The following is an 11,756-nucleotide window of genomic DNA, read 5'->3' as shown; positions in this document are numbered from 1 at the left end:
TGATTCGGGTGGGTATCAATGAGGAGGCGGGCCATTGGTACGTACAGAGTGGTCGAAATCATCATTCTTTTTATTTAGTGCGTTAGAGTACTTTCGTTCAATAAGGCGAGCCCACGACTCAGGTAGCGGCAACGCCTTTAACTGCTCCAGCTCAGTCAGTGGTGCTTCCCGAGCATAAAGCGTTCTACAAATACGATATAAGCTCCAATCTGGATATGGTCTCTCCAGTAAAGCAATAGAGTCTCCAGCTTTTAGGTCACCAGGTTTAAGCACCCGAAAATACCAGCCAGTACGTCGCGTATTTTGCACTTGCAAAGCCATATCCTTGACGTCAAATCGATCATTCAGTTTCCAACAGGGCTGTCTGCCCTGACTAACTTCAAATACAACACTCCCGATCTGGTATTGGTCACCTAAGCATACGGTTTGTTCAGTTAACCCAACAGTGTGAAGGTTTTCACCAAAGGCTCCGGGAGTATTCAATACTCTTTTGCCGCCAATTGCGGTTTTCCAGTACTCGTAATGTTCACTGGGATAACAGTGGACTGCCTTGTCTTTACCTCCATGTACCCTAGGATCGCCGACTTCATCACCAACCAGTCCTAGCTCATTCACTTCAATACCACCCGTTAACATGCGCTTATCGATAGCACTAAATGTTTTGGGACGTGTGTAAGCTTTCGCTTTGCCTGACAGCACCGCTAATACAGACGGCATAAATATAAATTCCCTACTATTAAAGCTTGATAAGCACCATACTTCTTTTTATGTGTCTAAGAAACATACATTAGACATTTCTGATATAACCATCTTGTTAACCTTATCAATAAACTAAGCTACTCTGGTTATCTATAACACAACGTAATGGAAGGCGAGATGAGAACAGTCGGCATTATTGGCGGTATGAGCTGGGAGTCCACCAGCACTTATTATCGCCGTCTAAATCAATTAATTAATGAGCGGTTAGGCGGTTTGCATAGTGCTGAAATTTTGCTTGCCAGTGTCGACTTTGCACCTATTGAAGGAATGCAGAGCAGAGGCGACTGGGATGCAGCTGGAAGCGCTCTAGTGACGAAAGCCCAACAACTTGAAAAAGCTGGCGCGGACAGTATTGTTATAGCAACTAATACAATGCACAAAGTTGCCCCGGAAATTGAGGCGGCCGTTTCCATTCCGCTTATCCATATTGTTGATGCTCTGGCTAACCACCTCAAAAAGAACGAGATTGAACGAGCTGGGCTTTTAGGCACTCGTTTCACTATGCAGCAGCCTTTTTATAAAGAACGTCTTGAAAAGCAAGGTATAAGGGTTTTAATCCCCAATGAGGATGACAGCAAAACTGTAGACAACATCATTTTTAAAGAACTCTGCCGCGGTCAATTTACCGATGATGCGCGGAAACAGTATCTAAAAATTATTGATGACCTGTCAGCTAAAGGCGCACAAGGCGTTATTTTAGGCTGCACCGAAATCGGCTTGCTCGTGCAGCAAGAACACTCCGAACTACCACTGTTTGATACCACCGAAGTTCACTGCCAAGCCCTAGTCGAATGGATGCTAAATTAAAAACTCTTGAATGAAAGAGTTCCTACCTGCATATTATTAAGGTGTTAACTCTTCGTTAATTAACACCTTAGGATATAACAACAACATTTGGAGTTCTTTATGGATCCTGCAGAAGTCAGTCCGCACAGTCGCGTTGTTTTGGCGATTGTTTGCTTTTTCCTGGGTAGTTTGGGTATTCACCGCTTTGTCGTTGGCAAGGTAGGCACTGGCATTTTAATGCTTCTAACCTTGGGTTTCCTAGGCCTTTGGACGCTTATCGACTTTATCGTTATTCTGGTTGGCGGCTTCCGCGACAAGCAAGGTCGATTGGTTAGAAATTAAGCAATAGAGCGTGCCTCGCGCACGCTTCTATCTCCTAACGATTTCTGCACAAGGTTACTAACCAATCCCCCAAGGCTTCTAGCCCCGGACTTTTTGCGGTTGATGACGGATAGACAAAATAGAAGCTGTCGTCTGTACGAATACTATGGAAAGGCAATTCAAAGAGACTATTTTTCCGCTCTTCTTCGGTGGTCATAAACTCATTTAAAAGCGCAATGCCCTGACCGTATTTAGCCGCCTCTGCCGCTAACAATAAATGACTGAAGTGATGCACTTTTGCGGTTTTAGGGAGTCGTAATGACACCTTTTCGAACCAACGTTGCCAGTCGGTACCCGGCTTACCGTTTGCGAAAGCAGAAATTGCTGAAAGCAAAGGAAAACGAGCCAATTCAACAGGCTCGGTAATGCGATGCGCTTCGGTCCAAACCGACTTAGAACAGTAAGGTTTCAGTGTTTCATCGTACAAATGATAGCGTTGGTACCCCGTACCCGGCGGTTGTGTGGTAATAAAACAGTCCGCCCACTGACTGTCGAACTGACCATCCTGAGTCAGCATTTGCAAGGTTAAATCAATATTTGGGTACCGCTCTCTGAAGTCATCAAGTGCTGGAATTAACCATTTAACAGCCAGTGATCCATGAATGGCCAAGCGTACTTGCCGTGTGTCATTTTCTTTCACGTTGCGTGTTGCGCTTTCGACTAACTCCAGCGCACCAACCACTTCTTGGAAATAGCTCTGTCCAACCGCGGTAAGCATAACGGTGCGGCCTTTGCGGACAAACAGTGGTTTACCCAAATAGGACTCTAATAATTTAACCTGATGACTGACTGCACTTTGAGAGACATGCAACTGCTCAGCAGCCCTGGAAAAACTCTGTAAACGGGCCACTTCAACAAAGTAATGTATCGCTCGGAACGGAACACTCACTATCTAAATATCTCATATAATGATTATTTAATATCATTATATTTTATATAAAGTGTTTCGTACAATGCTCACACTTTCAAGCAGTTTAACGGAGGTGTTGGTATGGATCGTTCCCTTATATTAGCGGTATTGCTTTTGGTTCTTGGCAATAATGTGGTCATTCTGTCTGACTCTCTCATTAAACTGCTTGATGGTTTTGAGGCACCATTTCAATTTGTGCTGTTCCGGCAGCTCAGCGCGACGCTTATCTTATTGCCGGTCATTCTTTATTTTCGCAGACCCCTATTGCCTAAAAACCTGCGTTGGCACGCAACCCGCGCACACATATTTTTAGTGGGTACAGTATTTATGGTGGTGTCTTTAACGACGCTACCGCTGGCAACCGCTAACGCGATTTTTTACGCAGCGCCATTAATTACGGTCGTTTTTGCACGCCTGTTATTTAAAGAAAGAGTGACCATTATTTCTTTGGCAACAGCCGCTTTAGGCATGGTGGGCGTCATTGTTATATTGAACCCGAGCGGCGCCAATATCTTTGCCTTAGCGGCACTAGTGGTGGCGACCACGCTGGCTCTTAACAACTTGCTTATTAAGAAACTACCGACGCAACACGGTATTATCGACACTTTATACCTGACAAATTTGTTAGGTATTCCAACCGCTCTGATTCTGGCGCTGATTGAGTTTGCGCCTTTTGACTGGAATGTCCTGTTAATTGCGGTGGGCTCGAGTTTATTTTCAATGATTTATGCGGCAACCTGCGTTTATGCCTACCGTGCAGCGGACAGTAACCAAGTCACCAGCGCAGAATACACAGGGCTACTCGGGGCGGTATTTTTCGGCGTTGTTTTCTTCGCTGAGCAACCCGATATGCGATTTTACATCGGCTCGATGTTGATTGTGGTGCCATTAACAGTACTAACCACAATGAACTCTCGTTCGAAAACACCGAGTCAGGAAGTCTAACTCTTTTCTGCTGTTGGGTCAGCTGGCTCTCTGCTGGCCAAATGCATACGGTAAAAGCGCCAGCGGCGAGAGTTTAATAAATACCAAATACAAATAAACCAACCAAAGACAATGGCGGCACGTCCAAACGAGAACGCCCCATAGCTCTCGACAAAAAGCCAGCCTATTAGTACCGCATCAACCAGTAAAGAAAGCATCAATAACGGCTGGGCGAATCGCATAACAGCATTTGCCCAGTTGCGGTCATCTTCAGCCGCAAAAGCGGTCGCCAAAAGCACCACTAGAGCCGGTAGGCCCACCAATAACATGACACCGAACTGTTCGGTGTTGGTATAGAAGAGTTTGAGAAGTCGAGTTCGATCTTCCGCGAAGGTGATGGAAATAATGCCGGCAACATAGCCGCGCATTTGAAACAAAATGACAAGCAGGAGCGAAAGCGGGAAGCTCGCTCTGCCCTCTTTATCCAAGTAACGTGCTTTCTCGTACAGTTGTTGTCCGGCGCTTGTCTGTGCGCTGCCAGATTTTTTCATGGAAATAATAACCTACTGTATTTACTAACGGTTCTATCAGCGCCACTGCGCCCCCAAGAACCACGTCACCTGTCATTAACCATACAACGCTAAACGCGATGGTAAAATGCATAATACCAAATGAAACGGTTTTCGCTGCGTCTTTCATAAATTCCTCCCGCATGACCTTTATTTTATTCTGGTCGATTGGGAGGTTTATATCTAACAGATAAAACCGATAAAGCTGTTCGTTACCATCAATGCGCTTACTGGCAAATTATACGGCGCGCTTTAGTTGTTCTCGCAACTGTGCAATGTCATCTCGCAACTGCCCGGCTTTCTCAAACTCGAGATCCTGCGCGGCTTGATACATTTGCTTCTCTTTGTTCTCAATTTCTTTTAATAACGATTTTGTGTCTTTAATAACAACGGTGCGGGCATCATAGCCTGACGCGACCTCCGCCAGAGCTTTGTCCGCTTTACTCTTACGAGCAGACGCACTGCCCTGCCCCAAATCCATGACATCGGTAATTTTCTTATTCAACCCCTTCGGCGTGATGCCATGCTCTTTGTTAAACGCAATCTGCTTTTCACGGCGGCGCTCGGTTTCATCAATCGCCCGCTGCATTGAGCCGGTAATGCGGTCACCGTACAAAATCGCTTTACCATTCACGTTACGTGCGGCTCGACCGATGGTCTGAATCAGAGAGCGATCGGAACGCAAGAAGCCTTCTTTATCGGCGTCTAAAATCGCCACCAGCGACACTTCCGGCATATCCAAACCTTCACGCAGCAAGTTAATTCCGACCAGCACATCAAACTCGCCTAATCGTAAGTCACGAATAATTTCCATGCGCTCGACAGTATCTATATCCGAGTGCAAGTAGCGGACTTTTATCCCATGCTCATCCAAATAATCGGATAAATCTTCCGCCATTTTCTTGGTCAGCGTGGTTGCCAATACACGCTCCCCCTGCTCTGTGCGTAAACGTATCTCTGACATCAAGTCATCAACCTGCGTCGCTACCGGGCGTACTTCAATCGTTGGATCGACCAACCCTGTCGGTCTAACGACCTGCTCAACCACCTCGTTACTGCTTCGTTCAAGTTCATACTTACCAGGCGTTGCTGAAACATAGATAGTTTGCGGTGCTATCGCTTCAAATTCGTCAAATTTTAACGGACGGTTATCCAACGCTGACGGTAACCGGAACCCGTATTCCACCAAGTTTTCTTTACGAGAACGGTCGCCTTTGTACATAGCGCCGACTTGCGACACTGTTACATGAGACTCATCGATAATGAGCAACGCATCATCCGGCAAATAGTCCATCAACGTCGGTGGCGGCTCACCCGGCGCGCGGCCGGATAAGTAACGGGAGTAGTTTTCAATGCCCGAGCAGTATCCGAGCTCTAGCATCATTTCAATATCGAACTGAGTACGCTGATTAATACGTTGCTCTTCTATCAGCTTATTTTGCTTCAGTAATATATCGCGACGATCTTTCAGCTCGTCTTTAATCTTATCAATCGCTTTGACCAGCACTTCACGCGGCGTTACATAGTGTGTTTTCGGGTAAATCGTTGCGCGGGCGACGTCCTTCTCTGTAACTTGCCCTGTCAATGGCTCGAAGAAGCTGATTCTGTCAACTTCGTTATCAAACAACTCGACACGTACTGCCATCTCTTCCGATTCGGCCGGAAAAATATCAATCACTTCACCACGAACGCGGTACGTACCACGTTCAAAAGCGGCATCGTTTCGCTTGTATTGAAGCTGAGCTAAACGACGCAAAATATCGCGCTGGTCAATAATGTCGCCGCGACGTAAATGCAGCATCATTTTCATGTATGACTCTGGGTCACCCAAACCATAAATGGCCGACACTGACGCCACCAGCACAACATCCCGGCGTTCCATCAACGCTTTCGTCGCCGACAAGCGCATTTGTTCTATGTGGTCATTAATGGAGGCATCTTTTTCAATAAAGGTATCGGTCGTTGGCACGTAGGCTTCGGGTTGGTAGTAGTCATAGTAAGAAACAAAGTACTCCACCGCGTTGTTCGGAAAGTACTCCTTCATTTCTCCATAAAGCTGGGCAGCGAGCGTCTTGTTGTGTGCAAGTATTAATGTTGGGCGCTGCGAGCGCTCAATCACATTCGCCATTGTGAAGGTTTTTCCCGAGCCAGTAACACCCAGTAAGACTTGATGAGCTAAGCCTGCATCCAAGTTATCGAGCAAACTGTCAATGGCTTTCGGCTGGTCGCCTGCTGGCTTATACTTGGAAACCAACTGAAATGACTTAGCCATGCTCCCTCCTGAGTTCTTTTGAAAACCATACATAGGCAATGGTCGCCGTTAGCAGATTTGCCACCACACCGCCAATAAAGAGACCGGTTAAATCCGCCAGCAAACTACCGAAATACGACAACGGTACGAACAATACAAATAAGCGAATAATGCTCAGCCATAATGCATTCATCGGCTTATGCACTGCGTTAAAGCTTGAGTTTGTCAGAATAATTACGCCCTGTAGTCCATAACCCAACGGCATAATATAAATAAACAGCTTAACAATGTCGGCTACCGCCTTTTCTTCGGCAAAAGCCATCGCTATCCAGTGCGCCGTTGCGAGCATGAGCAAGTAAATAACAGCCTGAATCATCAGCACTGACTTTAACGCAGTACGATACGCCTGCTGCACCCGATCAATCCTGTCGGCACCATAGTTTTGGCTTATTAACGGCGGCAGCGACATCGATAAAGCCAATATAATAACACTCGCCAGAGACTCTAAGCGCGAGCCAACCCCAAAGGCGGCAACCGCAGGCGCACCGTAAGCGGCAACAATCGCTGTCATAACCGACATAGCCAGTGGAGTGAGCATATTCGCACCGGCGGCGGGCATGCCAATTTTTAAGACCTCTCTTGCGGACTTCACCCAAGCGGCCACAAAACTGAGCCCGTTAGCCGGCGTAAAAGACACCAACTTATTACGACGCAACAGCCAGAAAACTAAAAATACCCCGCTAAACCACGATATAACGCTGGCTAATGCGGCTCCTTCCACGCCCATCGCAGGTACAGGCCCCCAGCCGAAGATTAAAATCGGATCGAAAATGGCATTTGCCAGGCCGCCTGAGGCCATAATTAATGAGGGCGTTCGGGTATCTCCGGCCGCTCGTAAAACCGCGTTTCCGACCATTGGCGTGACTAACATAACGCAACCAAAAAACCACAGCGTCATATACTCCCGAATAAGCGGCATGAGCCTGGTTTGAGCTTGCAGCAGACTAAAGATAGGCTCCATCAACACATAACCAATGACTGCCAGCGCGGCAACCAGCAACGCAGAGACAGAGAGTGCCGAGAAACCGTCAAAATGGGCTTCATCGGGTCGGTCAGAGCCATACTTTCGGGCAATAACAGCGGACGTGCCAATGCCCAGACCAATGGCCAGGCTCACTACAGTAAACGTGACGGGAAAGGTAAAACTAACAGCCGCTAATGGGTCGGTGCCCAATAAACTGATAAAGAAAGTGTCGACAACATTGAAGCTGATAAGGGTGGCCACACCGAAAATAACAGGCCAGGTCATTTCCCAAAGCTTCTGTCCTACCGGCGCGCTGATAAGACTTCGTGATGCGTCGGCAGCTGCCATTCTAATCCTCCTCAGTTAAGTAGCCCAGTAGTGTAACTCAGACCGCTGTTTGTGGCTACGGAGAATAGACTTTAACCGCCCTAATCCGTATAGTATTGGGCAATTCTCCTCTATCTGAAAAACAGGATCTGAACGTGGATTATCAACTCTCCGACCGTATCAACTCGATTCAACCATCACCGACACTAGCGGTAACTCAAAAGGCAAATGAACTTCGACAGCAAGGCAAAGACGTCATTGGTCTAGGCGTTGGGGAGCCAGACTTCGATACGCCCGAGTTTGTTAAAGAAGCCGCTATTCAGGCCATTAAAGAGGGCAAGACAAAATATACGGCTGTTGATGGCATTGTTGAATTAAAAGACGCTGTTATCAGAAAGCTGCAGCGTGACAACAACTTAAACTACGAGCGCAACGAAATTATCGTTTCCTCGGGGGGTAAGCACAGTATCTTTAACCTGTTAAGTGCTTGGTTAAACCCGGGGGACGAAGTCGTTATTCCTGCGCCTTACTGGGTTTCTTACCCGGATATGACCAAGCTGGTGGGGGCTGAGCCAGTTATTGTGCAGGCAGGCATTGATCAGCGTTTTAAAATCACGGCCGAGCAATTACGTGCTGCGCTAACAGATAAAACCCGCCTAATGTTCATTAACAGCCCGTCAAATCCAGCGGGCACTGCCTACACGGCAGACGAGTTAAAAGCGTTAGCAGATGTATTGCGTGACTATCCAAATGTGCTTATCGCAACCGATGATATGTATGAACATATTCTCTGGTCGGACTCAGCTTTTGCAAATTTACCGATGGTCGCCCCCGATCTTAAAGATCGTACGGTAATTCTTACCGGCGTATCCAAAGCCTATGCAATGACAGGCTGGCGAATTGGCTACGCTGCAGGCCCGGCACCGATTATTGCTGCGATGAAAAAAATGCAATCACAAAGTACGTCCAACCCAGCCAGTATCAGTCAATACGCCGCCTCCGCTGCTCTCGATGGCGATCAAAGTTGCATAAAGACAATGGTGACCGCGTTTAAAGAGCGTCACGATTATTTAGTCGAGGCCTTAAATGCAATTGACGGTATCGACTGCGTGCCAGGCGATGGTACGTTTTATGCGTTTGCGCACATCGAAAAGCTGATGCAAAAAGCCGGAACATCTGACGATGTCTCGTTTTGCGAAAAATTACTCTCTGACGCTAATGTTGCACTAGTGCCAGGCTCAGCCTTTGGTGCTGAAGGCTATTGCCGATTATCGTTTGCAACGGACCTCAATACGCTAAAAGAAGCGGTCAAACGCATTAAAACTTTTGCAGAAAACTTATAAAAAATAGGGTTTTGGTGCTAAAAAATAATCTAAGCACCAAAACCCTTCTCTTTTCTGACTTTATTTATTCCTATCTGTTAAATTTCTCACTTATTTTCATTTGACGCTTTTATTACAAATTAACAAAATTCACTACGATCCTTTCCGTGCCTTTTCTTTAAATGACTTACAGGAAGTCAAGAGAAAAAACTCAAAAATTTGATGGTGAACAGGACCAATTTTCAATCAATTTAACTAAGAAATACACAAGTTGCTGATTCTGTACGCATTGCTTGTCGAACAATCCATCAAACTGAACAAATGTTCATCGATATCTTATAAGTTAATGATTTTTATAGATATATTTTTATTTAGGCAATTTTTAACCATTCCAAAAATGGCGCTCAACACCGCGTAAACCGTATTATTTAACAGAGTTAAACACAGGGTTATCCACAGAATCCGTGGATAAGATCCTACAGCCTTTAACCAACGGGCAATTCAGTGATCTGTGGATAATCACATCAGCGATCGGATTATACCTAATGTTATAGCCGTGATTATGACCAAAGCTTGACATTGTTAACAGCGAGGTATAGACAGTTGTTTCGAACAATTTAGACTATTTTCCTAAATTGTTGAGTTTTTCAGCAGACGAGTCCATTTCCCTAAAAAACCTTGATGGAACAGTTGACAGTCTAAGACAGTAGCTTTAATATTCGCAGCCGTTAAACGTTGTTCCCCAGTAGCTCAGTTGGTTAGAGCGGTGGACTGTTAATCCATGTGTCGTTGGTTCGAATCCAACCTGGGGAGCCAAGCAACGTTTACAGAACTTATCTATTCCCCAGTAGCTCAGTTGGTTAGAGCGGTGGACTGTTAATCCATGTGTCGTTGGTTCGAATCCAACCTGGGGAGCCAAGTTTCAAAGAACGCTTTCCTAAGATTCGCTAAATCCCCCAAAGTCTTTTACTTAAGTCCCGAACCGACTCCTTTGCACCATCAGTTATCCAATTCGCCAAATGTTTCGCAACGTTAGGCCATTGTATGTGGGTGCTTTGACGGCTCTTTAGCGCCTGCTCAATTGAAACACAATTCACGCTTGTCAAAACCGTCGCCAGCCCTTTTCGCGCTAGTATTTCAGCATTCTTCTGTTGCTCAAATTGACCAACCAGAGGCTTAATGATGAGCGCCTTCCCTTCTCTTAACGCTTCACAACTCGTTTCAAAGCCTGCATTTGAGATAACCGCTGATGCCCGGCCAAAGTGCCCTGAAAACTGTTTCCTGGACGGCGCAAAGCATTCAATATGTCCATAACTGCACCGCGTTAACTTGGGATGAAAGACTGAGAACTCATAATCATCCAGAGGGTAAAGCGCATTAATGATCACTTCAGGATCCTCAAAAGGCAAGTACACAACAATTCGTTGTGCTAAGCCGCCCTCACAGTCGTCACTTGACTCTTTAACGACTGGAGGTATCGCATTGCCGCATTCGACCCAATGCATACCAACGGGTGTGGTGCACGGTGCAAATTGCTTAATAATTTGGCGTTGCCACAAACTCAGTGTTTTATAAAGATCGGGTTCAAGAAATGCGTACTGACGCCCTAAGCCAATACAACGAACTCCTGCGCGTTTCGCTGCCCAGGCACTAATAGGCTCATAGTCGGTAATAACCACGTCGTACGATGTCACATCCAACGCCTTAACATCCTGATAAAATTGTTTCCAATTATTCGATAGGACCGTTTTTCGACGTTTCAACGCGCCATTTTCAGTGACAAAAGACAACCCGCCGAAGCTCTGATAAGCGCCAAAAACATCCATATCAAATACCCCGGTATTTCCGCGCCCGGAAATCAGGTAGTCAACGTCAACAGGCCGTTGTTTTAAGTACCCTGCCAGGGTATGGCTTCTGGACAAGTGTCCGTTCCCTGTACCTTGAATGCCGTAAAGAATTCTCATAGCACCAGCTCCCAAATCAACATAGCAAGCAAAGCACCGGCTACAATATCCGAAGGAAAATGCACACCCACAATGATCCGTGAGAGGCCAATGGCTGACGCCCACATGTAGCAAAGAAAGCCAAACTCGGGAAAGTGGATCCCGGTTACGCCTGCGAATATAAAGGCTGCTGCGGTGTGCCCGGATGGAAAACTGAATCTATCAGAAGCGACGATCAACGCAGCCAGTGATAAGCCTAAGTCGCAAGGGCGGCGGCGTTTGAAGCTGCTTTTTAATAGCCAGTAAATGGGCAGTTCAATGAGAAAAGCGAGCAATAAATGTTTGAAATACGCGGTTCCAGAGTCATGCAGTAAAACGCTGCTCAGTGCGATAGCAAAGTATGCATAGCCATCACCTGAACGCGAAACCCAGACCGCGAATCGTCCGGCAACTGGACGCCCTCTTATGCCTGAAAACAAACAATAGCAGTAGGTATCGAAACGCTGTAAATAACTGAGCAGTACCATGGCTTTTATACCGTTTTAACCCCAGCTGCAGCC

The 11,756-nt window shown here is 46.3% G+C and carries 12 protein-coding genes and 2 tRNA genes; 6 read left to right on the top strand and 8 right to left on the bottom strand.

Annotated elements, in window-relative coordinates:
• Nucleotides 1–15: 15 nt before the first annotated feature.
• Nucleotides 16–717 (bottom strand): MOSC domain-containing protein, encoded by a 702-nt coding sequence (locus CWC33_RS09640; RefSeq protein ID WP_100691746.1) that lies wholly within the window; start codon nt 715–717, stop codon nt 16–18.
• A 159-nt stretch (nt 718–876) separates the two neighbouring features.
• Between CWC33_RS09640 and CWC33_RS09635 the strand changes: the two genes are divergently transcribed.
• Nucleotides 877–1,566, top strand: coding sequence for an aspartate/glutamate racemase family protein (locus tag CWC33_RS09635; protein WP_100691745.1), 690 nt, complete (start codon nt 877–879; stop codon nt 1,564–1,566).
• 99 nt (nt 1,567–1,665) lie between these two features.
• A complete protein-coding gene (locus CWC33_RS09630; protein ID WP_088767791.1) occupies nt 1,666–1,887 on the top strand; it encodes a TM2 domain-containing protein in 222 nt (73 codons plus the stop codon).
• Between the two features lie 34 nt (nt 1,888–1,921).
• On the opposite strand, the gene CWC33_RS09625 is transcribed toward CWC33_RS09630, so the two are convergent.
• Nucleotides 1,922–2,815, bottom strand: a complete 894-nt coding sequence (locus tag CWC33_RS09625; RefSeq protein ID WP_100691744.1) for a LysR substrate-binding domain-containing protein — start codon at nt 2,813–2,815, stop codon at nt 1,922–1,924.
• A gap of 102 nt (nt 2,816–2,917) precedes the next feature.
• On the opposite strand from CWC33_RS09625, the gene CWC33_RS09620 reads away from it, so the two are divergent.
• On the top strand, nt 2,918–3,781 hold the full coding sequence (locus CWC33_RS09620; protein ID WP_100691743.1) for a DMT family transporter: 864 nt from the start codon (nt 2,918–2,920) through the stop codon (nt 3,779–3,781).
• Here the strand turns inward: CWC33_RS09620 and CWC33_RS09615 are convergent.
• The 4 genes from CWC33_RS09615 to CWC33_RS09600 form a co-directional block, all read right to left on the bottom strand.
• Nucleotides 3,778–4,311 carry a DUF2919 family protein gene (locus tag CWC33_RS09615; RefSeq protein ID WP_100691742.1) on the bottom strand — a complete coding sequence of 178 codons (534 nt, stop codon included), beginning with the start codon at nt 4,309–4,311 and terminating at the stop codon, nt 3,778–3,780. The genes CWC33_RS09620 and CWC33_RS09615 overlap by 4 nt on opposite strands.
• Entirely contained in the window at nt 4,241–4,459 is a 219-nt protein-coding gene (locus CWC33_RS09610; RefSeq protein WP_100691741.1) for a DUF2061 domain-containing protein, read from the bottom strand. The genes CWC33_RS09615 and CWC33_RS09610 overlap by 71 nt, the downstream gene beginning before the upstream one ends.
• A 108-nt stretch (nt 4,460–4,567) precedes the next feature.
• Complete coding sequence (gene uvrB / locus CWC33_RS09605) at nt 4,568–6,601, bottom strand: excinuclease ABC subunit UvrB (RefSeq protein WP_100691740.1); 2,034 nt, start codon at nt 6,599–6,601, stop codon at nt 4,568–4,570.
• Nucleotides 6,594–7,952 carry an MATE family efflux transporter gene (locus CWC33_RS09600; protein ID WP_100691739.1) on the bottom strand — a complete coding sequence of 453 codons (1,359 nt, stop codon included), beginning with the start codon at nt 7,950–7,952 and terminating at the stop codon, nt 6,594–6,596. Before CWC33_RS09600 ends, uvrB begins: the two co-directional genes overlap by 8 nt.
• Before the next feature lie 134 nt (nt 7,953–8,086).
• On the opposite strand from CWC33_RS09600, the gene CWC33_RS09595 reads away from it, so the two are divergent.
• From CWC33_RS09595 to CWC33_RS09585, 3 genes are all read left to right on the top strand, one after another.
• Nucleotides 8,087–9,274 (top strand): pyridoxal phosphate-dependent aminotransferase, encoded by a 1,188-nt coding sequence (locus CWC33_RS09595; RefSeq protein WP_100691738.1) that lies wholly within the window; start codon nt 8,087–8,089, stop codon nt 9,272–9,274.
• 718 nt (nt 9,275–9,992) lie between these two features.
• Nucleotides 9,993–10,069: transfer RNA gene (locus CWC33_RS09590), tRNA-Asn, on the top strand.
• Between the two features lie 25 nt (nt 10,070–10,094).
• Nucleotides 10,095–10,171: transfer RNA gene (locus tag CWC33_RS09585), tRNA-Asn, on the top strand.
• Nucleotides 10,172–10,200: 29 nt separating this feature from the next.
• On the opposite strand, the gene CWC33_RS09580 is transcribed toward CWC33_RS09585, so the two are convergent.
• Entirely contained in the window at nt 10,201–11,217 is a 1,017-nt protein-coding gene (locus tag CWC33_RS09580) for a glycosyltransferase family protein (RefSeq protein WP_100691737.1), read from the bottom strand.
• Nucleotides 11,214–11,723, bottom strand: coding sequence for a phosphatase PAP2 family protein (locus tag CWC33_RS09575; RefSeq protein ID WP_100691736.1), 510 nt, complete (start codon nt 11,721–11,723; stop codon nt 11,214–11,216). Before CWC33_RS09575 ends, CWC33_RS09580 begins: the two co-directional genes overlap by 4 nt.
• Nucleotides 11,724–11,756 lie beyond the last annotated feature (33 nt).

Origin of the sequence: Idiomarina sp. X4 (genome assembly GCF_002808045.1) — a bacterium.
In the GTDB taxonomy this organism is placed as follows: domain Bacteria; phylum Pseudomonadota; class Gammaproteobacteria; order Enterobacterales; family Alteromonadaceae; genus Idiomarina.
The sequence above is the reverse complement of the archived record's forward strand: the minus strand, read 5'-3'. Positions and strand labels throughout refer to the sequence as shown.

Bases quoted from the DNA above. Each gene is read 5' to 3' on its own strand.
- CWC33_RS09640 (WP_100691746.1), bottom strand. From the start codon at position 717: ATGCCGTCTGTATTAGCGGTGCTGTCAGGCAAAGCGAAAGCTTACACA.
- CWC33_RS09635 (WP_100691745.1), top strand. From the start codon at position 877: ATGAGAACAGTCGGCATTATTGGCGGTATGAGCTGGGAGTCCACCAGC.
- CWC33_RS09630 (WP_088767791.1), top strand. From the start codon at position 1,666: ATGGATCCTGCAGAAGTCAGTCCGCACAGTCGCGTTGTTTTGGCGATT.
- CWC33_RS09620 (WP_100691743.1), top strand. From the start codon at position 2,918: ATGGATCGTTCCCTTATATTAGCGGTATTGCTTTTGGTTCTTGGCAAT.
- CWC33_RS09615 (WP_100691742.1), bottom strand. From the start codon at position 4,311: ATGAAAAAATCTGGCAGCGCACAGACAAGCGCCGGACAACAACTGTAC.
- CWC33_RS09610 (WP_100691741.1), bottom strand. From the start codon at position 4,459: ATGAAAGACGCAGCGAAAACCGTTTCATTTGGTATTATGCATTTTACC.
- uvrB (WP_100691740.1), bottom strand. From the start codon at position 6,601: ATGGCTAAGTCATTTCAGTTGGTTTCCAAGTATAAGCCAGCAGGCGAC.
- CWC33_RS09600 (WP_100691739.1), bottom strand. From the start codon at position 7,952: ATGGCAGCTGCCGACGCATCACGAAGTCTTATCAGCGCGCCGGTAGGA.
- CWC33_RS09580 (WP_100691737.1), bottom strand. From the start codon at position 11,217: ATGAGAATTCTTTACGGCATTCAAGGTACAGGGAACGGACACTTGTCC.
- CWC33_RS09575 (WP_100691736.1), bottom strand. From the start codon at position 11,723: ATGGTACTGCTCAGTTATTTACAGCGTTTCGATACCTACTGCTATTGT.